21 protein-coding genes are annotated in these 25,205 nt (G+C 64.7%); 18 read left to right on the top strand and 3 right to left on the bottom strand.

What is annotated here, in order from left to right:
- Positions 1-10 precede the first annotated feature (10 nt).
- The 14 genes from ACODS9_RS03565 (at position 11) to ACODS9_RS03500 (ending at position 17,230) form a co-directional block, all read left to right on the top strand.
- Positions 11-1,492: a glycosyltransferase family 2 protein gene (locus ACODS9_RS03565; protein ID WP_401106737.1), complete on the top strand. Its 1,482-nt coding sequence runs from the start codon at positions 11-13 to the stop codon at positions 1,490-1,492.
- A gap of 34 nt (positions 1,493-1,526) precedes the next feature.
- Positions 1,527-2,693, top strand: coding sequence for an alginate biosynthesis protein Alg44 (locus ACODS9_RS03560; protein ID WP_046854236.1), 1,167 nt, complete (start codon positions 1,527-1,529; stop codon positions 2,691-2,693).
- A 13-nt stretch (positions 2,694-2,706) separates the two neighbouring features.
- Positions 2,707-4,149 carry an alginate biosynthesis TPR repeat lipoprotein AlgK gene (algK, locus tag ACODS9_RS03555; protein ID WP_489093236.1) on the top strand — a complete coding sequence of 481 codons (1,443 nt, stop codon included), beginning with the start codon at positions 2,707-2,709 and terminating at the stop codon, positions 4,147-4,149.
- Entirely contained in the window at positions 4,146-5,624 is a 1,479-nt protein-coding gene (locus ACODS9_RS03550; protein ID WP_198743594.1) for an alginate export family protein, read from the top strand. Before algK ends, ACODS9_RS03550 begins: the two co-directional genes overlap by 4 nt.
- A gap of 18 nt (positions 5,625-5,642) precedes the next feature.
- On the top strand, positions 5,643-7,199 hold the full coding sequence (algG, locus tag ACODS9_RS03545; protein ID WP_401106728.1) for a mannuronan 5-epimerase AlgG: 1,557 nt from the start codon (positions 5,643-5,645) through the stop codon (positions 7,197-7,199).
- Positions 7,200-7,212: 13 nt separating this feature from the next.
- Positions 7,213-8,655 (top strand): alginate O-acetyltransferase, encoded by a 1,443-nt coding sequence (locus ACODS9_RS03540; protein ID WP_217868418.1) that lies wholly within the window; start codon positions 7,213-7,215, stop codon positions 8,653-8,655.
- Positions 8,656-8,662: 7 nt separating this feature from the next.
- A complete protein-coding gene (locus ACODS9_RS03535; RefSeq protein ID WP_046854232.1) occupies positions 8,663-9,766 on the top strand; it encodes a mannuronate-specific alginate lyase in 1,104 nt (367 codons plus the stop codon).
- 179 nt (positions 9,767-9,945) lie between these two features.
- Entirely contained in the window at positions 9,946-11,403 is a 1,458-nt protein-coding gene (locus tag ACODS9_RS03530) for an MBOAT family O-acyltransferase (protein ID WP_102682099.1), read from the top strand.
- 10 nt (positions 11,404-11,413) lie between these two features.
- A complete protein-coding gene (locus ACODS9_RS03525; protein ID WP_046854230.1) occupies positions 11,414-12,574 on the top strand; it encodes an alginate O-acetyltransferase in 1,161 nt (386 codons plus the stop codon).
- A 20-nt stretch (positions 12,575-12,594) separates the two neighbouring features.
- Positions 12,595-13,242: an alginate O-acetyltransferase AlgF gene (locus tag ACODS9_RS03520; protein WP_217868414.1), complete on the top strand. Its 648-nt coding sequence runs from the start codon at positions 12,595-12,597 to the stop codon at positions 13,240-13,242.
- Between the two features lie 35 nt (positions 13,243-13,277).
- The gene (locus ACODS9_RS03515; protein ID WP_489093254.1) at positions 13,278-14,732 is read left to right on the top strand and encodes a mannose-1-phosphate guanylyltransferase/mannose-6-phosphate isomerase; all 1,455 of its coding nucleotides are present in this window, start codon (positions 13,278-13,280) and stop codon (positions 14,730-14,732) included.
- 163 nt (positions 14,733-14,895) lie between these two features.
- Entirely contained in the window at positions 14,896-15,360 is a 465-nt protein-coding gene (locus ACODS9_RS03510; protein ID WP_489093235.1) for a multidrug transporter, read from the top strand.
- Between the two features lie 89 nt (positions 15,361-15,449).
- On the top strand, positions 15,450-16,262 hold the full coding sequence (locus ACODS9_RS03505; protein WP_401106716.1) for an SDR family oxidoreductase: 813 nt from the start codon (positions 15,450-15,452) through the stop codon (positions 16,260-16,262).
- A 296-nt stretch (positions 16,263-16,558) separates the two neighbouring features.
- A complete protein-coding gene (locus tag ACODS9_RS03500; RefSeq protein WP_401106713.1) occupies positions 16,559-17,230 on the top strand; it encodes a TetR/AcrR family transcriptional regulator in 672 nt (223 codons plus the stop codon).
- Here the strand turns inward: ACODS9_RS03500 and ACODS9_RS03495 are convergent.
- The gene (locus tag ACODS9_RS03495) at positions 17,210-18,124 is read right to left on the bottom strand and encodes an HpcH/HpaI aldolase/citrate lyase family protein (RefSeq protein ID WP_401106710.1); all 915 of its coding nucleotides are present in this window, start codon (positions 18,122-18,124) and stop codon (positions 17,210-17,212) included. The two genes, ACODS9_RS03500 and ACODS9_RS03495, sit on opposite strands and share 21 nt — an antisense overlap.
- A 45-nt stretch (positions 18,125-18,169) precedes the next feature.
- Positions 18,170-18,910 carry an SDR family NAD(P)-dependent oxidoreductase gene (locus tag ACODS9_RS03490; protein WP_489093234.1) on the bottom strand — a complete coding sequence of 247 codons (741 nt, stop codon included), beginning with the start codon at positions 18,908-18,910 and terminating at the stop codon, positions 18,170-18,172.
- 504 nt (positions 18,911-19,414) lie between these two features.
- Between ACODS9_RS03490 and ACODS9_RS03485 the strand changes: the two genes are divergently transcribed.
- From ACODS9_RS03485 to ACODS9_RS03470, 4 genes are all read left to right on the top strand, one after another.
- On the top strand, positions 19,415-19,828 hold the full coding sequence (locus ACODS9_RS03485; RefSeq protein WP_186660224.1) for an acyl-CoA thioesterase: 414 nt from the start codon (positions 19,415-19,417) through the stop codon (positions 19,826-19,828).
- 72 nt (positions 19,829-19,900) lie between these two features.
- Positions 19,901-21,043, top strand: coding sequence for an acyl-CoA dehydrogenase family protein (locus ACODS9_RS03480; RefSeq protein ID WP_186660222.1), 1,143 nt, complete (start codon positions 19,901-19,903; stop codon positions 21,041-21,043).
- A 156-nt stretch (positions 21,044-21,199) separates the two neighbouring features.
- A complete protein-coding gene (gene paaK / locus ACODS9_RS03475) occupies positions 21,200-22,531 on the top strand; it encodes a phenylacetate--CoA ligase PaaK (RefSeq protein WP_401106997.1) in 1,332 nt (443 codons plus the stop codon).
- Positions 22,532-22,576: 45 nt separating this feature from the next.
- On the top strand, positions 22,577-24,268 hold the full coding sequence (locus ACODS9_RS03470) for an alpha-keto acid decarboxylase family protein (RefSeq protein ID WP_401106704.1): 1,692 nt from the start codon (positions 22,577-22,579) through the stop codon (positions 24,266-24,268).
- A gap of 73 nt (positions 24,269-24,341) precedes the next feature.
- Here the strand turns inward: ACODS9_RS03470 and ACODS9_RS03465 are convergent, their stop codons facing one another.
- A complete protein-coding gene (locus ACODS9_RS03465) occupies positions 24,342-25,136 on the bottom strand; it encodes an SDR family NAD(P)-dependent oxidoreductase (RefSeq protein ID WP_401106701.1) in 795 nt (264 codons plus the stop codon).
- Positions 25,137-25,205: the final 69 nt, after the last annotated feature.

Here is a 25,205-nt window from a genome sequence, read left to right as displayed (position 1 = left end):
GATGCCGAACATGCAAAGGTTCCAGACAGTGCTGTTGCAGTGCGCCGGCTGGCTGCTCTACATGAGCCTGCTCATGCTGATCGCCCTGGCCCTGCCCAGCGATATCTTCGATTCGCAGTCGAAGCACTTCATCTTCCTGGTCGGCGCTGTCGGCATCTGGCGCTACTCCATGGGCGCCACCCATTTCATCCGCGGCATGATCTTCCTCTACCTGGTCTACCCGTACCTGCGCCGCAAGGTGCAGAAGCTCGGCAAGGCCGCCGACCCGTCGCATGTGTACCTGATGGTCACCAGCTTCCGCATCGATGCGCTGACCACCGCCCAGGTGTATAGCTCGGTGATCCGCGAGGCGATCGACTGTGGCTTCCCCACCACGGTGGTCTGCTCGCTGGTGGAGAAGTCCGACGAGTTGCTGGTCAAGAGCCTGTGGGCCAGGTACAACCCGCCCGGACACGTCACCCTGGACATCGTGCGCATCGCCGGCACCGGCAAGCGCGACGGCCTGGCCTATGGTTTCCGCGCCATCTCGCGGATGCTCCCGGACGAGAACGCCGTGGTCGCGGTGATCGACGGCGACACCGTGCTGGCCGAAGGCGTGGTGCGCAAGACCGTGCCGTGGTTCAAGCTCTACCCCAACGTCGGCGGCCTGACCACCAACGAGTTCTGCGAAGTGCGCGGCGGCTACATCATGAGCGAGTGGCACAAGCTGCGCTTCGCCCAGCGCCACATCAACATGTGCTCGATGGCCCTGAGCAAGCGCGTGCTGACCATGACCGGGCGCATGTCGATGTTCCGCGCCAGCGTGGTGACCAACCCCGAGTTCATCGCCGACGTCGAAAGCGACTCGCTGATGCACTGGCGCCTGGGCCGCTTCAAGTTCCTCACCGGCGACGACAAGTCCAGCTGGTTCAGCCTGATGCGCCTGGGCTACGACACCTTCTACGTGCCTGACGCGGCGATCAACACGGTGGAGCACCCGCCGGAGAAAAGCTTCGTCAAGGCCAGCCGCAAGCTGATGTACCGCTGGTACGGCAACAACCTGCGGCAGAACTCCCGCGCCCTGGGCCTGGGCCTCAAGCGCCTGGGGCTGTTCACCAGCATCGTCCTGCTCGACCAGCGCGTGTCGATGTGGACCAGCCTGCTGGGCCTGACCGTGGCGGTGATCGCCAGCTTCAAGTTCGGCCTGCAGTTCCTGCTGGTGTACCTGCTGTGGATCGGCATCACCCGCCTGATCCTCACCATCATGCTGCTGTGCTCGGGCCACAACGTAGGCCCCGCCTACCCGCTGATTCTCTATTACAACCAGATCGTCGGCGCGGTGATGAAGATCTACGTGTTCTTCCGCCTCGACAAGCAGTCCTGGACCCGCCAGCCCACTGCCCTCAAGCGCGACCTCGCAAGTTTTCAACAATGGTTCAACACCTGGTCCTCGCGGACCATGACCTTCTCGGCCGCGAGCATCTTCGTCGCCGTGCTGTTCATGGTCGTGTGAGCCCCCGGATCGGATAACAGGAACGAATATCGCCATGAATACCGCCGTGAACGTCAACGTCGTGCATGAATCCGAAGCGCAGCGCCAGCATGCCCGGGTGCGCATTCCCGCCAAGCTGCGCTACCTGGATGGCAACCGCGAGCCGCACGAGGTGAAGGTTGACGACCTGTCCGCCGGGGGCCTGTCCTTCCATGCCAAGAAGCCCCTGGCCGAAGGCGAAGTGCTGCGCGGCCGCCTGCAGTTCGTGGTCGACAACCTCGGCCTGTCGATGGACGTCGAGTTGCTGGTACGCACCAGCAGCCGCGACACCGGCCGCACCGGCACCGAGTTCCAGAACCTGGAGCCGCGCGACATCGCCACCCTGCGCCATATCATCACCAGCCACCTGTCCGGCGAGCTGATCAGCGTCGGCGACGTGCTCAGCACCCTGCAGCGCGACAACTTCACCAAGGCGCGCAAGCAGAAGGACGGGGGCTCGGGCCTGTCCGCCTTCGGCCGCCTGCGCGCGGTCACCGTTACCGCCGGGGTGTTCGTGGTCGGTCTGGTGGCGTTCGGCTTCGTCGCCAAGTCGCTCTATGGCCTGTACTTCGTCAGCCATGCCGAAGCCGGCGTGGTCGCGGTGCCCACCACCAACGTCACCATGCCCCGCGACGGCAGCGTGCAGAGCCTGGTGGAAAACGGCGCGAGCGTGGCCAAGGGCGCGCCACTGGCAACCTTCAACACCAGCATGCTCGACCTGCTCAAAGGCCACCTGGACGACTCGCAACTGGAGCCGGCCAAGGTCGAGGAGCTGTTCGGCAAGCAACTCTCCGGCACCCTCACCAGCCCGTGCGACTGTGTGGTCTCGCGCCAGCTGGTGGATGACGGCCAGTACGCCAGCAAGGGCCAGCCGGTGTTCGCGCTGATCCCGCGTACCAGCACCCCGACCATCGAGGCGCGCTTCAGCTATCGCCAGTTCGATGAAGTGAAGCCGGGCACCCGGGTCAACTTCCAGATCGCCGGCGAGGATGAAGTGCGCAGCGGCCGGATCACCGGCAGCTCGAGCCTGGACACCGACAACCTGGCCTCCGACATCCGCGTGCAGATCAAGCCCGACGGCGGCCTGCCGGCCGAACTCGCCGGCCGCCCGGCCTCGGTCAACAGCGACCGTGGCCCGTCGCTGAACTGGCTGATCGACAAGGCCGTGGCCCGCGGGCTGTAAGAGGATCATGCCGATGACCAGCAGACACCCCGGCTCCCACAGGGACAGCTTGCGCCTGGGGGCATGCGCCCTGGCCGCCGCCATCACCCTGGCCGGCTGCGCCGGCCTGCCCGACCAGCGCCTGGCCAACGAAGCACTCAAGCGCGGCGACACCGCCACCGCCGAGCGCAACTACAAGGCCCTCGCCGACCTTGGCTACAGCGACGCCCAGGTCGGCCTCGCGGACATCCAGGTCGGCACCCGCGACCCGGCCAAGCTCAAGCAAGCCGAAGCCACCTACCGCGCCGCCGCCACCACCTCGCCCCGTGCCCAGGCGCGCCTCGGTCGCCTGCTGGTGGCCAAGCCCGACAGCACCCAGGCCGAGCGCGAGGAGGCCGAGACCCTGCTCAAGCTCGCGGCGCAACAAGGTGAGACGAATACCCTGATCCCGCTGGCGATGCTCTACCTGCAGTACCCGCAGAGCTTCCCCAAGGTCAACGCCCAGCGGCAGATCGACCAGTGGCGCGCCGCCGGCAACCCCGAAGCCGGCCTGGCCCAGGTGCTGCTGTACCGCACCCAGGGCACCTACGACCAGAACCTGGGCGAGGTGGAGAAGATCTGCAAGGCCGCGCTGGCCACTACCGACATCTGCTACGTGGAACTGGCCACCGTCTACCAGAAACGCGCCCAGCCCGACCAGCAGGCCGCCCTGCTCGAGCAGCTCAAGGCTGCTCATGCCCGCGGCGCCGTGCCGGCCACCCGGGTCGACAGCGTCGCCCGCGTGCTGGCCGACCGCAGCCTCGGCCAGACCGACGAGAAGACCGCCAAGGACCTGCTCGAGCAGGTCGCACCGGCCAACCCGGCATCCTGGGTGAGCCTGGCGCAGCTGCTCTACGACTTCCCCGAACTGGGCGACACCGACCAGCTGATGGCCTATATCGACAAGGGCCGCGAGGCAGAACAGCCCCGCGCCGAACTGCTGCTGGGCCGGCTCTACTACGAAGGCAAGACCGTGCCCGCCGACGCGCAGAAGGCCCAGGAGCACCTGCAGGCTGCCGCCGACGCCGGCGAAGTCAGCGCCGACTACTACCTCGGCCAGCTGTACCGCCGTGGCTACCTGGGCCAGGTCGAGCCGCAAAAGGCCGTCGACCACCTGCTGGCCGCCGCCCGTGGTGGCCAGAACAGCGCCGACTACGCCCTGGCCCAGCTGTTCAGCGAAGGCCACGGCATCCGCCCGGCGCCGACCAATGCCTGGGTGTTCGCGCAACTCTCCCAGGTCAACCCGACCCCACAGTCGAGCGAGCTGCTGCAACAGCTCGACCAGCAGCTCACGCCCGACCAGCGCAACCAGGCCCAGCAACTGCTGGCGCAGGAAAAGCAGGCGCGCGGCAGCATGGCCCAGGGCGCCAACAGCACCCTGGCCATCGAAGCGCTGCAGGACGAGAAAGAAGAAGTAGACGCCGAGGATTCGCTATGACGCTCAACCCCTTCGTGAAAGCCGGCATCGGCCTGGGCTTCGCCCTGCTGTGGTCGATGCCGACCCTGGCGGCGGAAACCGCGCAGAAGAACTTCGGCCTCGATGTGAAGATCACCGGCCAGTCCGAGGACGACCGCGACCTGGGCACCCGCTCCGGCGGCGACGTCAACGGCCTCGGCCTTGACCTGCGCCCCTGGGTGTACGGCGAGCGCGGCAACTGGAGCGCCTTCGCCATGGGCCAGGCGGTGGCCGCCACCGACATCATCGAAACCGACACCCTGCGCCAGAACGACGACGGCACCACCAGCGACAACGGCGACGACAGCCGCAAGCCGGACAAGAGCTACCTGGCCATGCGCGAATTCTGGATCGGCTACAGCGGCCTGACCCCTTACCCCGGCGAGCAGCTGCGCTTCGGCCGCCAGCGCCTGCGCAGCGACGACGGCATGTGGCGCGACACCAACATCGAGGCGCTGAACTGGACCTTCGACACCACCCTGCTCAAGGCCGACCTTGGCGTTGCCCAGCGCTTCAGCGAATACCGCACCGACCTCACCGAGCTGGCCCCCGAAGACAAGGACCGCACTCATGTCTACGGCAACGTCGCCACGCAATGGACACCCGGCCACTGGGTTGGCCTGCGTGCCCACCACAGCCATGACGGCGGCAGCCTGAAGAGCCCCGGCGAAACCGTCGACGCCCTCGACAAGACCCGCACCGGCGACCTCACCTGGCTGGGCCTGGAAGCCAACAGCGACGCCTACAACTGGCGCAACGACCACACCGTCAACTACTGGGGCAGCGTCACCTGGCTGACCGGCGACCGCGACACCCTCAGCAGCCAGGCGGTCGGCAACGACCAGGTCGCCACCGGCAAGCAGAGCGGCGACGTCAACGCCTGGGCCACCGACCTCGGCATCCGCCTGCGCCTCGACCCGCAGTGGCAAGTCGGCGCGGCCTACGCCCGCGGCAGCGGCGGCGGTGGCAGCGATGGCTCGAACAATTTCGAGCAGACCGGCCTTGAGAGCAACCGCTCCAACTTCACCGGCACCCGCTCGCGCGTGCACCGCTTCGGCGAAGCCTTCCGCGGCGAGCTGGGCAACCTGCAGGCGGCCACCCTGTTCGCCTCCTGGCAGCTGCGCGACGACTACGACGCCAGCTTCATCTACCACAAGTTCTGGCGCGTCGACGGCAAGCAGAACATCGGCTCCAGCGGCATCAACGCGGTGGTCGACGACGGCGGCATCAGCCGCCCGCTGGTGCAGGGCGAGAAAGACCTCGGCCAGGAAATGGACGTGGTCGTGACCAAGTACTTCAAGCAGGGCCTGCTGCCTGCCTCGATCAGCCAGTCGATCGACGAACCGTCGGCCCTGGTGCGCCTGCGTGCCGGTGTGTTCAAGCCGGGCGACGCCTATGGCAAAGAGGCCGACTCGTACATGCACCGCGCCTTCGTCGACGTGATCTGGCGCTACTGAGGCCGGGAGAGGATAGCCATGAACCTGCACCCGAACCTTCGCCACAGCCTGCTCGCCAGCGCCCTGCTGCTGGCCGGCGGCCTTGCCCAGGCTGCCGAGCCCGAGATGGCCAAAGGGCTGCAACAGGCCAAGACCTATACCGTCTCCAGCGCGCCGATCGAGCCGCTGAAGATGGACCCGCCCAAGCTGCCCGACCTGTCCGGCTACACCGCCCAGGCCGTGCAGCAGAAGATCGACCGCCAGCACAAGGGCAAGGTCAGCGTGCGCCGCATGCTCCAGGAGGACACCCTCAAGGAGTTCATCGGCGGCGACAACAAGGGCGCCGAATGGGTCCGCCGCCAGCACGGCATCCCCCAGGCGATCTTCGTCGATGACGGCCATGTCGACCTGGTGGAGCTGAGCAAGAAGGTCCCCAGCCAGTACCTGCGTGAAACCGCACCGGGCGTGTACCTGGCGCGCCTGCCGATCGTGGTCGGGCGCAAGGGCGTGCTGGAGATCGACGGCAAGGTCAAGGAACTGCGCCTGTCCGAGGAAGGCGGTTCGTTCATCGTCAACGACGGCAAGCTGTTCGTCAGCGACACCCGGGTCACCGGATGGCGCGAGCAGGCCAATGGCCCGGCGACCTTCCGCAAACCCGACGAATTCCGCCCGTTCCTGCTCAGTTGGGGCGGCACCGAGACCTACATCGTCAACAGCAAGATGGCCAGCTTCGGCTACGCCAAATCCAAGTCCTATGGCGTGAGCATCTCGCAGTACACGCCGAACATGGCCAAGCAGATGGGTCGCCCGGAGCCCACCGGCTGGATCATCGGCTCCGAGTTCAGCGACATGTGGTACGGCTTCTACTGCTACGAAACCAGCGACTTCGTGGTCAAGGACAGCACCTACCGCGACAACATCGTCTACGGCATCGACCCCCACGACCGTTCGCACCGCCTGATCATCGCCGGCAACACCGTATACGGCACCAAGAAGAAGCACGGGATCATCGTCTCCCGTGAGGTCAACGACAGCTGGATCATCAACAACAAGAGCTACGACAACAAGCTCTCGGGCGTGGTGATCGACCGTAACAGCGTCAACAACCTGATCGCCTACAACGAGATCTACCGCAACCATACCGACGGCATCACCTTGTACGAGAGCGGCGACAACCTGATCTGGGGCAACAAGCTGATCAACAACCGCCGCCACGGCATCCGCGTGCGCAACAGCGTGAACATCCGCCTGTACGAGAATGTCGCCATGGCCAACGGCCTGGTGGGCGTGTACGGCCACATCAAGGACCTGTCCGACACCGACCGCGACATCGCCCTCGACCCGTTCGATACCAAGGTGTCGCTGATCGTGGTCGGCGGCGAGCTGGCGGCCAACGGTTCAGGCCCGCTGTCTATCGATTCGCCGCTGTCGGTGGAGCTGTACAAGGTGTCGATGCTGATGCCGCGCAAGGCCAACGGCATCAGCTTCAACGGCGTGCTCGGCGAGCGCCAGGACGAAATCCTCGACCTGCTGGTGCGCCAGCAGAAGGCCGTGCTGATCGACCCAGTCGAACGCCAGACCGAAATGATCGACTAAGGAAGCCCAGACCATGACTCCACACCTGATGAAACTGCTGGGCCTGTCCGCCGCCCTCCTGGCCATCAGCCAGGGCGTGCGCGCCGAAGACGTCAAGGCACCGACCTTCAGCGCCGAACCGTGCTGCCAGCTGTGCCCCGAGGCCCACGACGCCAGCCGCTACACCACGCGCTACCAGCAGAACTTCACCACCCTGGTGCAAGCCCAGGGCGACTGGCTGTTCCGTACCCGTGAGGACCTGCGCACCGAGTTCGACACCACCCCGGGCGGCTACAAGCGCCTGCAGCAGGTACACGACGCGTTCAAGAAGCGTGGCGTCGAGCTGGTGGTGGTGTACCAGCCGACCCGTGGCCTGGTGAACCGCAACATGCTCAACCCCGAAGAGAAGGCCGCCTTCGACTACCAGAAGGCCCTGCGCAACTACCAGGCCATGCTCCAGCGCTTCAGCAAAATGGGCTACAACGTGCCCGACCTGTCGCCGCTGACCAACGAGCAACTGGCCGCCGCCGACCAGGGCAAGGACTTCTACTTCCGCGGCGACCAGCACTGGACGCCCTATGGCGCCGAACGCGCGGCGAAGATCGTGGCCGACACCGTGCACAAGATGCCGGCCTTCGAAGGCATCCCGCGCAAGGAATTCGAGACCAAAAAGTCCGGGCGCATGGGCAAGACCGGCACCCTGCACAACGTCGCCGGCCAGCTGTGCGGCACCAGCTATGCGGTGCAGTACATGGACCAGTTCGCCACCGAACCTAAGGGCGCCGCCGGCGGCGACGACCTGTTCGGCGATTCGGGCAACGCGCAGATCACCCTGGTGGGCACCAGCCACAGCGGCAAGAACTACAACTTCTCGGGTTTCCTCGAGCAGTACATCGGTGCCGATGTACTCAATGTCGCCTTCCCCGGCGGCGGCCTGGAAGGCTCGATGATCCAGTACCTGGGCAGCGAGGAATTCCAGAACAACCCGCCGAAGATCCTGGTGTGGGAGTTCTCGCCGTTGTACCGCCTCGACCAGGAAACCATCTGGCGGCAGATCCTCGGCCTGCTCGACGACGGCTGTGACGACCGCCCGGCACAGATGAGCGCCAGCGCCACCCTCAAGCCCGGCAAGAACGAGCTGATGGTCAACGGCAAGAACGGCGTCATCAAGGACCTGGTCAACCGCAACCACCAACTCGACATCAAGTTCGAGGACAGCTCGGTGAAGGTGCTGCAGGCCACCCTGTGGTACCTCAACGGCCGCCACGAGGACATCAAGATCGAGAAGCCCGAAACCTCCGACACCGACGGGCGCTTCGTCTTCCAGATGCGCGAGGACGAAGACTGGGCAGGCCAGAACCTGCTCGCCCTGGAGGTACAAGGGCCAGAAAGCGGTACGCAGAAAGTCGAAGCCAAACTCTGCAAACGCAACAACTTCGCCAGCCCCGCGCAGCACACCGCGCAAGCTGGCCAGTGAGGCGACCATGACCACCATAAGCAGCAAGACCGCACCCGCCCTGCTCGCCCTCGCCCTGTTCGGCGGCGCGGCGCAGGCCGCGCTGGTGCCGCCCCAGGGTTACTACGAGGGCATCGACAAGCTCAAGACCGGCGACGGCAATTTCCGCTGCGAAGCCGCGCCCAAGCCCTATACCGGCGCGCTGCAGTTCCGCAGCAAGTACGAAGGTTCGGACAAGGCCCGGGCGACGCTCAATGTCGCCTCGGAAAAAGCCTTCCGCAAATCCACCGAGGACATCACCACCCTCGAGAAAGGCGTCAGCAAGATGGTCGGCCAGTACATGCGCGATGGCCGCCCGGCGCAACTGGACTGCGCCCTGACCTGGCTCGACACCTGGGCACGCGCCGATGCGTTGATGTCCACCGATTACAACCATACCGGCAAGTCCATGCGCAAATGGGCCCTGGGCAGCATGAGCGGCTCGTGGCTGCGCCTGAAGTTCTCCAACTCGCAGCCACTGGCGGCGCACCGCGCCGAGGCCGAGCAGATCGAGAAATGGTTTGTGCGCCTGGCGCGCCAGACCGTGCGCGACTGGAGCGACCTGCCGCTGGAGAAGATCAACAACCACAGCTACTGGGCGGCCTGGTCGGTGATGGCCACCGCCGTCGCCACCGACCAGCAGGAGCTGTTCGACTGGGCGGTGAAGGAATACAAGGTCGGCGTCAACCAGGTCGACGAGCAGGGCTTCCTGCCCAACGAGGTCAAGCGCAAGCAACGCGCCCTGGCCTACCACAACTACGCCCTGCCGCCGCTGGCGATGATCGCCAGCTTTGCCCAGGCCAACGGCGTGGACCTGCGCAAGGAAAACAACTTCGCCTTGCAACGGCTTGGCGAAGGCGTGCTGGCCGGTGCCCGCGACCCTGTTCATTTCAACACCCGCGCCGGCGTGAAGCAGGACCTCAAGGACCTGAAGATCGACAGCAAGTACGCCTGGCTCGAGCCATGGTGCGCGCTGTACCAGTGCGTCGGCGACACCCTCGAGCGCAAGCATGACATGCAGCCGTTCAACAGCTTCCGGCTGGGTGGCGATGTGACGCGGGTCTATGACCCGAGCGCGGAATCGAAGAAGTAACACGATCCCTGTAGGAGCGGATTCATCCGCGATGGCGTCAGCAGGCCCACAACCTCTGCCATGACGATCGCAATCGCGGATAAATCCGCTCCTACCTGGACCAAGGTGCCGCCTGCATTTTCGTGGGGGGTTTGGGGGGCGCTGTGCCCCAGGTGCTGTGCATAACTAGGAGAACCGGGATGGTCTTCTCGTCCAACGTGTTCCTGTTCCTGTTCCTGCCGGTTTTCCTCGGCTTGTACTACGTGAGCGGGAATCGCTATCGCAACCTGCTGCTGCTGGTTGCCAGCTACATCTTCTACGCCTGGTGGCGGGTGGACTTCCTCGCCCTATTCGCCGGGGTCACCCTGTGGAACTACTGGATCGGCCTGAAGGTCGGCGCCGCCGGCGTGCGCACCAAGCCCGCGCAGCGCTGGCTGCTGCTCGGCGTGGGCGTCGACCTGTGCATCCTCGGCTACTTCAAGTACGCCAACTTCGGCGTCGACAGCCTCAACGCGATCATGACCTCGATGGGGCTGGAGCCATTCATCCTCACCCATGTGCTGCTGCCGATCGGCATCTCGTTCTACATCTTCGAGTCGATCAGCTACATCATCGACGTGTACCGCGGCGACACCCCGGCCACCCGCAACCTGATCGACTTCGCGGCCTTCGTGGCGATCTTCCCGCACCTGATCGCCGGCCCCGTGCTGCGCTTCAAGGACCTGGTCGACCAGTTCAACAACCGCACCCACACCCTGGACAAGTTCTCTGAAGGCTGCACCCGCTTCATGCAGGGCTTCATCAAGAAGGTGTTCATTGCCGACACCCTGGCGGTGGTCGCCGACCACTGCTTCGCCCTGCAGAACCCCACCACCGGTGATGCCTGGCTCGGCGCCCTGGCCTACACCGCGCAGCTGTACTTCGATTTCTCCGGCTACAGCGACATGGCCATCGGCCTGGGCCTGATGATGGGCTTCCGCTTCATGGAGAACTTCAAGCAGCCCTACATCAGCCAGTCGATCACCGAGTTCTGGCGGCGCTGGCACATCAGCCTGTCGACCTGGCTGCGCGACTACCTGTACATCACCCTGGGCGGCAACCGCAAAGGCACCTTCAACACCTACCGCAACCTGTTCCTGACCATGCTGCTGGGCGGGCTGTGGCACGGCGCCAACTTCACCTACATCATCTGGGGCGCCTGGCACGGCCTGTGGCTGGCCATCGAGCGCGCGCTCGGGCTGGACACCAACCCGCAGCGTTTCAACCCAGTGAAATGGGCCTTCACCTTCCTGCTGGTGGTGGTCGGCTGGGTAATCTTCCGCGCCGAGAACCTGCACGTGGCCGCGCGCATGTACGGCGCCATGTTCAGCTTCGGCGACTGGCAGCTGTCGGAAATCAACAGCGCCCAGCTCACCGGCCTGCAGGTGGCCACGCTGGTCGTCGCCTACCTGAGCCTGGCGTTCTTCGGCCTGCGCGATTTCTACCGCAATGCCAAGCCAACGCCAAAGGCCACGCCGGTGCAAATCAACGCCGACGGCTCGGTGGGGCTGGACTGGACGCGGATCATGACCCGCGCCCTGGTCCTGCTGCTGTTCGTCGCCTCGGTGCTCAAGCTCTCGGCGCAGAGCTACTCCCCGTTCCTGTACTTCCAGTTCTGAGGCCTGAATCATGAACCGGACACTTCGCATCACCTATTCGCTGTCGTTCATGGGCCTGCTGGTCGGGCTGGGCGCATGGTCGGTCGGCGGGCTGGAAAGCTTCAACCGCACCGGGCAGATGACCCTGCTCGACGGCAAGCTGGCCAAGGCCGCCGAAACCCACTACGACGAGCAATTCCCGATCAAGCGCGTCGGCACCAACCTGTGGGCCGCGCTGGACTTCAAGCTGTTCAACGAAGGCCGCCCCGGCGTGGTGCTGGGCCGCGACCAGTGGCTGTTCACCGACGAGGAATTCAACCCCACCGCCGGCGCGCAGCAACAGATGCAGGACAACCTGGCACTGGTGCGCGGGGTGCGTGACACACTGCAACGCCAGGGCGTGCAACTGGTGCTGGCGATCGTCCCGGCCAAGGCCCGCCTCTATTCCGAGTACATCGGCAAAGAGACGCCAGCCAGCCTGCACGACGACCTGTTCAACCAGTTCCACGCCCAGGCGCGCCAGGCCAATGTGTTCGCCCCCGACCTGCTGGCGCCGCTGGAGCAGGCCAAGGCCCGCGGCCAGGTGTTCCTGCGCACCGACACCCACTGGACGCCGATGGGCGCCGAAGTGGTCGCGCAATCGCTGGCCGAAGCCGTCGACCGCCAGCAACTGCTCACCGGCGAGCCACAGGCGTACATCACCGAGGCCGGCGCCAGCGCGCCGTACAAGGGCGACCTGACCAACTTCCTGCCGCTGGATCCGCTGTTCAGCAACCTGCTGCCCACCCCCGACACCCTGCAACAACGCAAGACCCACCCGGTGCAGGCCGAGGGCGCCGAGGGTGGCGACGCGCTGTTCGACGACAGCCGCATCCCGGTGGCGCTGGTGGGCACCAGCTACAGCGCCAACCCGCACTGGAACTTCCTCGGCGCCCTGCAGCAGGCCCTGCGCAGCGACGTCGCCAACTACGCCGAAGACGGCCACGGGCCGTTGCTGCCGATGCTCAAGTACCTGCAAAGCGACGCTTTCAAAAATGCCCCGCCACAAGTCGTGGTGTGGGAATTCCCTGAACGGTATCTGCCCATGAAGAACGACCTCAGCGCCTTCGATCCGCAGTGGATCGCGCAGCTGAAGAACTCCCGCAAATCCGAAGAAAACCTGGCCCTGTCGTCCAACCGGACGGACCACTGAAGATAGAGAGGAACACGCACATGACCACCAAGACTTCCATTGCCAAAGCCCTCACCCTCGCCGCCGGCCTGTCCCTGGCCTCGATGCAGGCCTTCGCCGGCGCCGATGCCGCCCTCTATGGCCCGAGCGCGCCGAAGGGCTCGACCTTCGTGCGCCTGTACAACGCCGCCAGCAGCCCCACCGCCGCCAGCGTCGGCAACACCCAGATCAAGCAGGTCGGCGCCCAGGCCAGCAGCGACTTCAGCTTCCTGCCCGGCGGCGACTACACCGCCCAGGTCGGCGGCAAGAGCGTGCCGGTCAAGCTGGCCGCCGACAAGTACTACACCCTGGTCAACAACAACGGCGGCAACCCGCAGCTGATCGAAGAACCACCGTTCAAGAACAAGCAGAAAGCCCTGGTGCGGGTGCAGAACCTCAGCGACCAGCAACTGACCCTGAAGACCGCCGACGGCAAGACCGAAGTGGTCAAGCCGGTGGCCGCCAAGGGCCGTGGCGAACGTGAAATCAACCCGGTCAAGGTCAACCTTGCCCTGTATGCAGGCGACAAGAAAGTCGGCGACGTCAAGCCCGTCGCCCTGGAGCGCGGCGAAGCGGCCGTGCTGTATGTCACCGGTTCCGGCAACAGCCTGTCGCCGGTGTGGGTAACTCGCCCCGTGGCTAGCAACTGATCCCCCTGCCTCTAAACGACTATTGGAGAAACATGATGATCCCGGTAATTCTTTCTGGTGGTAGCGGTTCGCGTCTGTGGCCTCTGTCGCGCAAGCAGTTCCCCAAGCAGTTCCTGGCCCTGACCGGCGAACACACCCTGTTCCAGCAGACCATCGAACGCCTGGTGTTCGATGGCATGGACACCCCCATCGTGGTCTGCAACAAGGACCACAAGTTCATCGTCCAGGAGCAGCTGGGCGCGCTGAAGCTGGAAACCCAGGCCATCCTCATGGAGCCGTTCGGCCGCAACACCGCGCCGGCGGTGGCCATGACGGCGATGAAGCTGGTCAACGAAGGCCGTGACGAGCTGATGCTGGTGCTCCCGGCCGACCACGTGATCGAGGACCAGAAGGCCCTGCAGCGCGCCCTGGCCCTGGCCACCGTGGCCGCCGAGCGCGGCGAGATGGTGCTGTTCGGGGTGCCGGCGACCAAGCCCGAGACTGGCTACGGCTACATCCGTTCCAGCCAGGATTCGCTGCTGCCCGAGGGCGTGGCACGGGTCGCGCAGTTCGTCGAGAAACCCGACGAGAAACGCGCCAACGAGTTCGTCCGCGCCGGCGGCTATTTCTGGAACAGCGGCATGTTCCTGTTCCGCGCCAGCCGTTTCCTGGAAGAGCTGAAAAAGCACGATCCGGACATCTACGACACCTGCCTGTTGGCCCTGGAGCGCAGCGACGAAGAGGCCGATGTGCTGAGCATCGACGAAGCCACCTTCGCCTGCTGCCCGGACAACTCCATCGACTACGCGGTGATGGAGAAGACCCAGCGCGCCTGCGTGGTGCCGCTGTCGGCCGGCTGGAGCGACGTGGGCTGCTGGTCGTCGCTGTGGGACGTGCACGAGAAGGACGACAACGGCAACGTCACCAAGGGCGACGTGGTGGTGCAGGACAGCCACAACTGCATGATCCATGGCAATGGCAAGCTGGTGTCGGTGATTGGCCTTGAGAACATCGTGGTGGTCGAGACCAAGGACGCCATGATGATCGCCCACAAGGACAAGGTCCAAGGCGTCAAGCAGCTGGTCAACACCCTCGACGCCCAAGGCCGGACCGAGACCCAGAACCACCTGGAGGTCTACCGCCCGTGGGGCTCGTACGACTCGGTGGACATGGGCGGGCGCTTCCAGGTCAAGCACATCACCGTCAAGCCGGGCGCCAGCCTGTCGCTGCAGATGCACCACCACCGCGCCGAGCACTGGATCGTGGTATCCGGCACCGCCGAGGTGACCTGCGACGAGAACGTGTTCCTGCTGACCGAGAACCAGTCCACCTACATCCCCATCGCCTCGGTGCACCGCCTGCGCAACCCGGGCAAGATCCCGCTGGAGATCATCGAGGTGCAGTCCGGCAGCTACCTGGGCGAGGATGATATCGAGCGCTTCGAGGATGTGTATGGGCGAACTTCCACGCCGGTGGAGCGTGGGGTTTCGGTGAAGACCATCGCGCAGTAACAGCTGCAAGCTGCAAGCTGCAAGCTGCAAGCTGCAAGAAAAAGCGGGGGCGCGGTGAATCGAAAGGCTCGATTCGTCGCGCTCCCGCTTTTTCTTGTGGCTTGCAGCTTGCAGCTTGGCGCTCCAAGATGATCAAACACCCGCCACCAAGGCCTGCCCCACCATGATCATCGGCGCCCTGCTCATCCTCACCTGGCTGGTCCTGCTGCTGCGTTACCCGGCCAAGGCCTTGCCGATTTCCCTGGCGGCCGTGTGTGGCCTCGGGCTGGTGGCGCTGTGGGTGGTGTGGCAGGACACCCGCGAGGCCTCGCAGCTGGCCCGCCTCGACATTCGCCTGAGCTATGCCCCCGACCAGTGCCCCGCCGACCGCGCCCTGCAGGTGCGCATGAAGAACGGCAACAAGGCGCCGCTGACCGAGCTGCGCTGGCGCGTGGCCGCCTATGCCCCCGGCGATACCGTGAACCTTGCCGAGAATACCTACGCAGCGCCCCGCTATCGCGGTCCCGGCGAATTGCAGCCGGGCGTCGAGTGGAGCGACTGCCTGCCGGTGCCGCCGCTGCGCTCGGGGTATCGGCCGCAGACCCTGGAGTTTCGTGCCGAGCATCTGCAAGGTACATTCGCCAACTAACGTTTTGTCTTTGCTGGCCTCTTCGCGGGTTTACCCGCGAAGAGGCCAGGACAGGCGCTATCAAAACCTCCAGACCACAGGCCCTCTCCATGCCCACCGTCCTCATCACCGGTTGTTCCAGCGGCATCGGCCGCGCCCTGGCCGACGCCTTCCACGAGGCCGGTCATGAAGTCTGGGCCACCGCCCGCAAGCCTGAGGATGTCGAACGCCTGGCCGCCGCCGGCTTCCATGCCCGGCAACTGGACGTCAACGACGCCCACGGCCTCGCCCGTCTGGCCAACGAACTGGAACGCCTGGATATCCTGATCAACAACGCCGGCTACGGGGCCATGGGCCCGTTGCTCGACGGCGGCGCCGACGCCCTGCGCCGGCAATTCGAAACCAACGTATTCGCCCCGGTGGCTGTCACCCGTGCATTGTTTACCTTACTGCGCCACAACCGCGGCGTGGTGGTGAACATCGGCAGTGTCTCGGGCGTGCTGGTCACCCCCTTCGCCGGGGCTTATTGCGCCTCCAAGGCCGCGGTGCATGCCCTGAGCGATGCGCTGCGCCTGGAGCTGGCGCCGTTCGGCATCCGCGTCATGGAGGTCCAGCCGGGGGCGATCGCCTCGCAGTTCGCCAGCAACGCCGGGCGCGAGGCCGAGCTGTTGATTGCCGAGGACTCACCCTGGTGGCCCCTGCGCGAAGGCATCCGCGCCCGCGCTCGCGCCTCGCAGAATCGACCGACACCGGCCACGGATTTTGCCCGCCAAGTGCTCAAGGCGCTGCAACGCAATCGCGTGCCACACCTGTTACGCCTGGGTAACGGCAGCCGTGCGCTGCCCTGGATGGCCCGCTGGCTGCCCGGCGGCATGCTGCAAAAAGTCTTGATGAAGCGTTTCGGCCTCGACGTAACGCTTTGATCTTCCCGGTTTTACGGGGTTTGAGCGATCGATAGCTGACCCTATCGCTAACTATAAAGTGCACACCAGAGCATTTTCCAATGTTGCGCCAAGGCCAAGAATCCCTATCGCATTTGAACGGCCACACCAGACATTAGTGTCATCTCCCGCTGAAATTTGCCCTGCGGGGCCCATTTTGCGGGGGAGAAACACTGCCGGCTCAAAAGCAATCAGGGAGAAACCTCCAGGATCGGAGCCCCAAGGTCTGGCTGGCAGTCTTTCTCACAAATGCATACAGGTAAACTCTGGAGTCATTCGTGAAACACGCTCAACTTCCTCGCAAAGTCCCCACGCAAGCCCGTTCCAGGATGATGGTCGAGACCATCCTGAAGACCACCGCCACGGTGGTGGTCAAGCACGGCTATGCGGGAACCAACACCAACCTGGTCGCGGAACGCGCCGGCGTCAGTGTCGGTTCGGTCTACCAGTATTTCCCCAACAAGGACGCGTTGATCGCCGCCCTTTACGAGCGCCACGCCCAGGCGGTGAACCAGATCATCCTCGAGGTCGCCGGACGCCAGGATGTGGCCGACCTGCCAAGCCACATCACCCTGCTGGTGCGTGGCCTGCTGCAACTGCACCTGCAAGAGCCCGAGCTGCACCGCATGTTGAACAAGGACTTCGCCTTCCTCAGCATTGGCAGCAGCGAGCACCAGGTACGTATTACCCATTCGATGGAATGCCTGCTGCAACGCTGGCGTCTGACCCAAGGCAACCTGCAATCAGCCGCCTGGCTGACTGCGCAGATGATCATGTCGATGGTCAAGGCTTACACCCTGGACGCGCCGCAGATCAGCCAGGCCGGCATCGAGGACGCAATCTGCTGTTCGGTGACCGGGCTGCTGTGCGCCAGTCCGCACAGCAGCTTCACCCAGGCCGGTTACCTGGCCAACGGTGTCGTCACCCATTCACACCTGGGCGCCGCGTGACGCCTGGACCTGCAGCAGCTGCCGGTAGCGCTCGAGCAGCCGACGCGATTGCAGGTAGCTAGGCACTTCCACCACCAGGCCATCGACCTCGGCGCGCACGCTGCCCGAGCGGGTAGCGTGCTCGAAGGCGTCGATCTGGCGCTGCGCCAGCTCGGCCTCGGCGGCTGTCGGGGTCAGGTAGCGATTGGCCACGGCGACATGCGCCGGGTTGACCACGCCCTTGGCCTGGTAGCCGATGGAACGGGCGAATTGCATGTCCGCCTCGGCACCTTCGTCGTCGGCGAAGGTATAGGGCGAGTCGATCGCCAGCACCCCCGCCGCCGCGCACTCGAGCAAAAAGCGCGAACGCGGGTAGAACAGCTCGGTGCCGGCGCGGCTGCGACCGGCACCCAGATCGGCGACCATGTCCTCGGTGGCCACCAGCATCGCCTTGATGCGCGGGGTGGCATGGGCGATCTCGATAGCCCGAACCACGCCCAGGGCCGTTTCGATGTTCGGCACGATCAGGGTCGACCCCGGAGTGATGCCGTACTGGCCTTCCAGGCGGGTGATGTGCCAGTCCAGTAGGGCCATCTGCTCGCGCGACTCGACCTTGGACATCATCACCACTTGCGGGCGCGCCGCCATCACCGCCTCGAGGTCTTCCAGGCCGCAGGTCTCGAACGGGTTGATGCGCACCGAGGTAATGCGCCCGCATTCACGCCAGTGCTGCATGACGCCCGCGGCGATCTGGCGCGCCTCGGCGCGTCGTTCAGGCGGGGTGAAGTCCTCCAGCTCCTGCACCAGCACGTCGCCGTCGCCGTTCAATGCATCGAGCAAGGCGGCCTGGTCGGCGCCGGGAATGAAAAGGAAGGTGCGGCAAAGCGCCAGGGGATTGTCCTTGGAAACAGCCATGATGACGTCCTGTAGTAGAGATAAAAAGGGGAATGCGTGGCAGCGCTAGAGCATCGCCAAACCGCCGTCGACGGCGATGGTGGTGCCACTGACGAACGACGACTTGCCCGACAGCAGCCAGCCGATCACCTCGGCGGCCTCCTCGGCGCTGCCTTCGCGGCGCAGGGCTGTCATGCCATGCAGTTGCTCGAGCTTGCCGGCGACCCGGGTGGTGTCGTCGAGCATCGGCGTGCGGATCACCGCCGGGGCCACGCAGTTGACATTGATGCCGCGCGGCCCCAATTCACGGGCCAGGCCTTTGCTCAGGGTGATCACCGCGCCTTTGCTGGTGGCGTAACCCAGCGTACCGGCCAGGCCGCCGCCGCGGATGCCGGCGACACTGGCCACGGTGCAGATGCGTCCACCGGCGGGCATCAGTCGCACGGCCTGCTGAACCACGCTGAAGGTGCCGATCAGGTTGATGTCCAGCAACTGGCGCAGGCGCGCCACGCTCAAGGCGTCGAAAGCGCTGGTGTCGACCACGCCGGCACAGGTGGCCAGTGCATCGACACGGCCGAACACGCGCTCGATATCGCTGAACGCCTGCGCCACGGCCTGTTCGTCACACAGGTCCAGGCAATAATGCCGATGCTGCGCGCCAATGGCGTCAAGGGTCGCGGCCAGGCCCTGGGCATCCAGGTCCAGGCACACCACCCGGTAGCCATCGGCGGCCAGCAGGCGGGCGGTCGCCGCACCAATGCCACTGGCGGCACCGGTCACCACCGCCACCTTGGTTTGTTCCAACATATCGAAAGCACTCCTTGCGACAACAGTGCCCGCTCGCAGCTGGGCACGCTCTTCGACATGCTAAAAGAATGTATACAACTCAACTACTCGCATTTGATTAAGCGCAATAACAGGCGCCTAGACCAGCCCTTCCGAATATAAACTCGCATTTTAAATTCGTGCTAAATAAACAGTGGCGACACTCGTAACCACGGCGAAAACGCGAGCTTTTTCCAATTCAATTTAAATTTTCCTGCGCCCGATCGTCGCAGCGCGCAGGCAGGCCGCGGCGCGCCTCGAAAAAACCCCGAAAGACCGCGTATTTCGTGGCCCACAGCGTCTATATAACAGAGCGCAATAGTCAGTTATAAGAATGCGAGTAGCCATTGCCGGGCAAGCTACTTAGGATTTAAAACACTTTGAAACTTTATATTTCAGCTGCACTTAACCGGCACTGACATGAGACAAAAAAGTTTCAAGATAATGACAATTCTCTCTCCACCCTCATATAAAAGGACGTTCACAATGAGCACCAAGGGTTTTGACACCGTCATTGAAATCAAATACCGCGACACCGACTCCATGGGCCATGTCAGCAGCCCGATTTATTACGACTACATGCAGCACGCCTACCTGTGCTACATGCACGACCTGCTGAACCTGCCCAAGCGCGAAAAACTGCCGCACATCATGGTGCGCAGCGAGTGCGACTACGTGGCCCAGGCCATGTACGGCGAAACCCTGGTGGTCACCAGCTCGGTGGTCAAGTTCGGCACCAAGAGCTTCGAGATCGAGCACATCATGCGCCGCTCGGACGACAGCAAGGAAATCGTCGCCAAGGCCAAGTCGTACCACGTGATGTTCGACTACGACAAACAGGCCACCGTGCCTGTACCGCAAGCGTTCAAGGACCAGGTCCTGGCATTCCAGGAAGGCTGAGCCCGGGCTCAGGGATGATGGTATCGCCGGGCGCCTGGCGGCCGGCGAGCAGACTGCAAAGGAACTCTCGCAATGAAATTTTCCTGGACGCCCCAGCAACATGAACTGCTGGTGAAATACCGGGCCATCGGCGCCGAGCTGGCCGAAGCCCGCCGCAGCGCCGAACCTGGTTTCGATCATTACGGCTGGCAACGCCTGTGCGATGCCGGCCTCTGGCAATTGGTCATCCCCGCCAGCCACGGTGGCCTGGGCGAGGACTGGTGGGGCTTCACCGCCGCCCTCGAAGGCCTGGCCTCGTCAATCCGCACCCCCGAACTGCTGCTCTCGGTGATCGCCCAGGCCGGCATGGTCCGCGCCCTGATGCTGTACGGCAACGACGAACAGAAGGACCGCTACCTCACCGCGATCCTCAATGGCGCCCTGAGTGCCACCGGCATTGCCGAACCCGGCACCGGCACCGACGTGCGCAGCATCCACAGCCTGCTGACCCCGACCGCAGATGGCTACCGCCTCAACGGCAGCAAGTTCAACATCGCCCACGCCCCCGTGGCCGACTTCATGTTGATCGTCACCAAGCTGGACACCGACGCCAAGGCCAATATCGCCCTGGTGATGATCGACAAGGACACCCCGGGCCTGACCCGCGGCCAGCCTGACGACAAGCTCGGCAACAAGCACCTGCCGACCGGCCCGTTGCACTTCGACAACCTGCACGTGCCGACCAGCCAAGTGCTTGGCGAGCCCGGCCGTGGCCTGCAGCAGCTGATCAAGATCATTTCCCTGGGCCGCCTGTACTACGGCCTGGTGGCGGCCAACCTGCCCACGCCGTTCCTCGCCGAGGCCATGCAGTACGCGGCCAAGCGCGAAAGCTTCAACAGCACCATCGACAACCACCAGTACGTGCAGAAGCGCCTGGTCGACCTGGCCATGGGCATCGAACGCAACCGCTGGATGGCCTATGCCGCCCTCGATCAGTTGCTCAACGACCAGCCCCAGGCCCTGATGAACTGCTCGATCGCCAAGCTCGGCGCCGCGCAGGACTTCATCAACAGCGCCATCAGCCTGCTCAAGCTGTACGGCAGCCTGGGCTACCACGAAGGCGACGTCGCCAACCTGGTCAAGGATGCCCTCGGTTTCGCCAGCGTCGGCGGCACCGAAGAGATGCACCAGAAGAACATCTTCAACCAGCTGCTGCGCCTGACACAGGCCGTCTGAAACGGTCAAGACCGCAGCCCGCAAGCCCTTTCATGCCCTGCCGGCACACCAGGCCCGCCCCGCCCGGGGTGGGCCTGGCGTAGCCCGGCACTGGGGCTTTGCCTGCCTTCCATTGCGCCCAACACAAAGAGAGCAGACCCGATGCCCATCCCATCGATGCCCTTGCACAGCACCTCGTCCGCCGCCTTCGCCGAGCCGGTCGACGACCGCTTCGAACACGCCAGCGTCGACCAGCTGCGCGCACATCAACTGCAACGCCTGCGCGTCACCCTGGAGCACGCATACGCCAACGTGCCCTGGTACCGCGAGCAGTTCCAGGCCCTGGGGATCCACCCCAAGGACATGAACAACCTGGAAGACCTGGCCCGCTTCCCCCTGACCAGCAAGGCCGAGCTGCGCGAACACTACCCCTTCGGCCTGTTCGCCGTGCCCATGGATCAGGTGGTGCGCCTGCACGCCTCCAGCGGCACCACCGGCAAGCCCACCGTGGTCGGCTACACCCGGCATGACATCGATGTCTGGTCGTCGCTAGTGGCCCGCTCGATCCGCGCCGCCGGCGGCCAGCGTGGCGACCGCATCCACATCGCCTACGGCTACGGCCTGTTCACCGGCGGCCTGGGTGCGCACTACGGCGCCGAGAAGCTCGGCTGCACGGTGATCCCGATGTCCGGCGGCCAGACCGAGAAACAAGTCCAGCTGATCCGCGACTTCCAGCCCGACATCATCATGGTCACGCCGTCGTACATGCTCAACATCGCCGAAGAGATCGAACGCCAGGGCCTGGACCCACGCGCGCTGTCGTTGCGGGTCGGGATCTTCGGCGCCGAGCCGTGGGGCCAGCAGATGCGCGGCGAGCTGGAGCAACGCCTGGGCATCCAGGCCCTGGACATCTACGGCCTGTCGGAAGTCATGGGCCCGGGCGTGGCTATGGAGCACCTGGACACCAAGGACGGCCCGACGCTCTGGGAAGATCACTTCTACCCGGAAATCATCGACCCGGTAACCGGCGAAGTGCTGCCCGACGGCCAGTTCGGCGAACTGGTGCTCACCACCCTGAGCAAGGAAGCGCTGCCGATGGTGCGCTACCGCACCCGCGACCTGACCCGCCTGCTGCCCGGCAACGGCCGCGCCATGCGCCGGCTGGACAAGATCACCGGGCGCAGCGACGACATGCTGATCATCCGCGGGGTCAACGTGTTCCCCAGCCAGATCGAAGAGCAGCTGCTGAACCTGTTCATCTTCAGCCCCGTGCACGAGCTGCACGTCAGCCGCGAAGGCAATCTCGACGCCCTCACCGTCCAGGTCGAGCTGCGCCCGGAACACAGCCGCCTGAGCAACGAAGAACAACGTGCGGCCTGCCAGCAACTGAGCCACCGGATCAAGGTGCATGTGGGCATCAGCACCCGCATCGTGCTCAACCCCTGCCATTCCCTGAAACGCTCCGAAGGCAAGGCCGGCAAGGTCTTCGACCTGCGCGGCACGCGCTGACGGCCCGGTAACCCTCCGTAACGGACCCACGAGGTTGATTCCAACATGGACATGACCATCGGCGACTTTCTCCTGCGTCGCCTGCAGGAACTCGGTATACGCCATCTGTTCGGCGTGCCCGGCGACTACAACCTGACCTTGCTAGAACAAGTCGAGGTCATGCCGGACCTGCGCTTCATCGGCAACTGCAACGAGCTCAATGCCGCCTACGCCGCCGACGGCTACGCCCGCGCCCAGGGCTTCGGCGCCGTGCTGACCACCTATGGCGTCGGCGACCTGAGCGCCCTGAACGGCATCGCCGGCGCCTATGCCGAGCGAGTCCCGGTGGTCATGATCTCCGGCATGCCCCCCCTGCACGCGATCATCGACCGCGCCCTGATGCACCACACCCTGGCCGACGGCAACTACGACAACATCATGGTTGCCGTGCGCCAGTTCACCGTGGCCCAGGCTCGCATCACCGTGGAAAACGCCGCGCATGAGATCGACCGGGTGCTGCAGACCTGCCTGCGCGAACGCCGCCCGGTGTACCTGCAACTGCCGTCGGACCTCGCCTACCTGCACATCGAAGTGCCCGACACCCCGTTGCAATTATGCGAAACCCGCAGCGAGCCGGGCCAGCTGCAACATGTGGTGGCCCAACTGCGCGAACGCCTGGCCAAGGCCAGCCACCCCGTGGTGCTGGTGGACATCGACGTCGAACGCTTCGGCCTGACCGACCAGGTGCTCGAGTTGATCGAACGTCTCGAGCTGCCGTTTGCCAACCTGCCGCCGGCCAAGGCCATGCTGCCAGAGACCCACCACCTGTTCCTCGGCACCTATGCCGGCGCCGGCAGCGCCCCCGCGGTGCGCGAGGCGATCGAGCAGGCCGACTGCGTGCTGAGCATCGGCGCGCGTTTCACCGATGTCAGCACCGCGCTGTTCTCGCAGAAATTCCAGGATGGCGCGCTGATCCAGCTACAGCCCTACGCCGCGTCGATGGCCAAGGTGCACTACAACGCGGTGAGCATGCGCCAGGTGCTGGAAACCTTGGTACAGCAACCTCCGCTGATGCAGGCCGCGCCACGCCAGGTGCCACCGTTCAGTGGCCCGGAGGCGTTCCGCGCGCTGCCTGAACACCCGCTGAGCCAGCTGCGCTTCTGGCAGCGCATCGCCCACCTGATCCGTGGCGACGAGCTGATCATCGCCGAGAGCGGCACTTCCTCGGCTGGCCTCAATGGCCTGCGCATGCCGCGTGGGGTGACCTACCTGACCCAGCCGATCTGGGGCTCGATCGGCTATACCCTGCCAGCCCTGCTCGGCACCCTGCTGGCCCAGCCGCAGCGCCGGCAGATGCTGTTCATCGGCGACGGTTCGTTGCAGATGACCGTGCAGGAGCTGTCGACCATCCTGGCCCACGATCTCAAGCCGATCATTTTCCTGATCAACAACGATGGCTACACCATCGAGCGCCTGATTCTCGGCGAGAACTCCAGCTACAACGACATCAACCCATGGCGCTATGCCCAGTTGCCCAAGGTGCTCGACACCCGCGAGCGTGCCCGGCATTTCACCGTGCACACCGAGGACCAGCTGGAAGTGGCGTTGATCGAGGCCGAAGCCTGCGACACGCTGGTATTCATCGAAGTGGTCATGGAGCGCATGGACGCACCGGAGTCGCTCAAGCGCTTCGCCCGGCTGTTCGCCGAGTTCGACTATGGGCTGCCGGCCCTGAGCCAGCCGACCTTGGCGCATTGACCCTGCGCCAGTGTTTTCCGGCAATCTCGACAACAACAAAGCCCGGGCGGCATGACCGTCCGGGCTTTTTGCATCAGGCGATCGAACGCACCACACCGCCATCCACGCGCATGGCCGCGCCGGTGGTGGCACTGGCCTGGCGCGAGGCCAGGTAGACCACCAGGCTGGCAACCTCTTCCACCGTGGCCAGGCGCTTGATGATCGAGCTGGGACGGTGCTCGGCAATGAAGCTGGCTTCCAGCTCCTCGACCGGCTTGCCGGCCTCGTCGGCCATTTTCTCGAAGTAACCGCCCACGCCCTCGGAGCGGGTTGGCCCCGGCAACACGGCGTTGACCGTCACCCCGGTACCGGCCAGGGTCTCGGCCAAGCCGCGGGACACCGCCAGCAACGCGGTCTTGGTGGTGCCGTAGTGAATCATCTCGGTCGGGATCTGCAGCGCCGACTCGCTGGACATGAACAGCACCCGCCCCCAGTTGCGCGCTTTCATGCCCTGGGCGTAATGCCGCGACAGGCGCACCGCGCTCATCACGTTGACCTCGAAGAAATGCTGCCAGTCTTCATCGCTGATCTCGAAGAAGCCCTTGGGCTCGAAGATACCCAGGTTGTTCACCAGGATGTCGGCTTCCGGCTCCTTGGCGATCAGCTTCTTCACACCTTCGACCGTGTCCAGGCCGGCCACCACGCCGGAGACCCTGGCGCCTGGCAGCTTGTCGGTGATTTTCTTGATCGCGCGCTTGACCCGGCCTTCGTCGCGGCCGTTGATCACCACATTCGCACCCGCCTCGGCCAAGCCAAAAGCGACGGCGAACCCTATGCCGGCCGTGGAACCGCTAACGATTGCACTTTTGCCGTGCAAGGAAATATTCATACCTGCGTCCTTTTTCTGGATGATATCTGTTCCCAAAAACGACACGCCGCCAACAACGCAAGCATTGTT

The organism is Pseudomonas sp. FG36, assembly GCF_057809275.1.
This window is presented reverse-complemented; position numbering and strand designations above follow the sequence as displayed.